This is a genomic window from Melioribacteraceae bacterium (genome assembly GCA_019638015.1).
In the GTDB taxonomy this organism is placed as follows: Bacteria; Bacteroidota; Ignavibacteria; order Ignavibacteriales; family Melioribacteraceae; genus JAHBUP01.
Map to the genome: position 1 here is coordinate 1 of JAHBUP010000015.1, position 1,525 is coordinate 1,525.

Here is a 1,525-nt window from a genome sequence, read left to right on the forward strand (position 1 = left end):
TTTTAAAAGACAAAATGACAACAAGATTAATATTGACATTGACGCTAATACTATTAACTCAATTAGTATTCGGACAGGTCTATCTCTATTTTCGTATTAGTGACAAAGTGGACTTAAATAATAAAAGTGCTACAGAGATTTATGAAGAACTAGTAATTGGAAACAAGACAATTAGATACTTCAAGACGCTAAATCAATCTAATCAATTGCTCTCAGACGAGAGACGGGATGAAAATGATAATTTTATAGCCAAATACACATATACATATGACCCTGTAACTTCTGTTAGGACAAGCTCAAAAAAGGAATTCAAGAATGACAAGGGAGAAAGATATGTCAATACTGAAAAATATGAATATGATAAAAATCGACATTTAATAGGGGTCATTCATTTAGACAATTCAGACAAACTATTTCAAATAGTTAAAATAACAAATAACAAATATGGTCATCCGATAAAACTTGAGACATTCACGCAAGACGGACATCAAACTGGATACGAGAATGTATCGTATGACTACGAAGAAAATAACGCAGAGTATGAGCAGGTAGACGGCAACGGAAATACGTACAATAGTGGTTCATTTACAATAGACCATAGGACTAAAAAAAACAATCCTAAATCTAACATTGAATACGATAAGTATGGTAATTTAATAAAATTTCCAAATGGCTATAATGAAATTGAGTATGACAAATTTGGCAATTGGACATCAATCAAATCCAATCGCAAATCAGACAATACATTCATTTTATCTCAAACACATAGACGGACTATAAAATATAGAGAATAAAAACTGCGCCCAACACCAGGTTTGTGCCAGCTGCGGGTGATGTGTTGGTATAAAGTTTAGTTTTCTTAAATTCGTTCACCCACGGTGGACAAAGATGGCTTCGAAAGCCGCAGCCGTCACAAACCCAACACGTTGGGCACCATGGCATGACAGACAAAAAATCTTTAAATTAGGGACTATGAAAGCTAAAACAAGTGACATTAATATCGAAAAGGACAAACTTGAAATAATCAAGTGGGTGACTACATTAAAGGACGAGACCTCAATCGAAAGACTGAAAATGTTAAAGGACAGTCGTTCAAAAGTAGACTGGTGGGACCAGATTTCAGATGAAGAAAAAAACGCAATTGATAAAGGATTGGCTGACATTAAAGCTGGAAGACTAAAACCACATAAGGAAGTGAAAAAGCTCTATGAGAAGTGGTTATAGAATTCAGTGGTCAGACAGAGCAATATTTGACCTTCAAAATATCATCGACTATCTCCTATACAAATGGACTGAGAAGGAAGTCAGAAACTTTGTAAGAAAACTGGACAAAAGACTTGAACTTATTTCAATCAATCCACGACTATTCCCTAAGACAAGCAAGAGAAAAAACGTTAGACGGTCTGTACTGACAAAGCACACAGTCATTTATTATGAGACATCGACCGATACGATTAAAATAGTGACGTTGTTCGACACAAGACAAGACCCCAAGAAATTAAAGATATAGGAAGCCACGGTGCCC

Annotated in this window: 3 protein-coding genes; all 3 read left to right on the plus strand. The window is 35.2% G+C overall.

Going from position 1 to position 1,525, the window contains the following annotated elements:
- The first annotated feature begins 38 nt into the window (after window positions 1-38).
- The 3 genes from KF816_17570 (at window position 39) to KF816_17580 (ending at window position 1,510) form a co-directional block, all read left to right on the plus strand.
- The gene (locus KF816_17570) at window positions 39-794 is read left to right on the plus strand and encodes a hypothetical protein (GenBank protein ID MBX3009838.1); all 756 of its coding nucleotides are present in this window, start codon (window positions 39-41) and stop codon (window positions 792-794) included.
- Between the two features lie 94 nt (window positions 795-888).
- Window positions 889-1,224 carry a hypothetical protein gene (locus tag KF816_17575; GenBank protein MBX3009839.1) on the plus strand — a complete coding sequence of 112 codons (336 nt, stop codon included), beginning with the start codon at window positions 889-891 and terminating at the stop codon, window positions 1,222-1,224.
- On the plus strand, window positions 1,208-1,510 hold the full coding sequence (locus tag KF816_17580) for a type II toxin-antitoxin system RelE/ParE family toxin (protein MBX3009840.1): 303 nt from the start codon (window positions 1,208-1,210) through the stop codon (window positions 1,508-1,510). Before KF816_17575 ends, KF816_17580 begins: the two co-directional genes overlap by 17 nt.
- Window positions 1,511-1,525 lie beyond the last annotated feature (15 nt).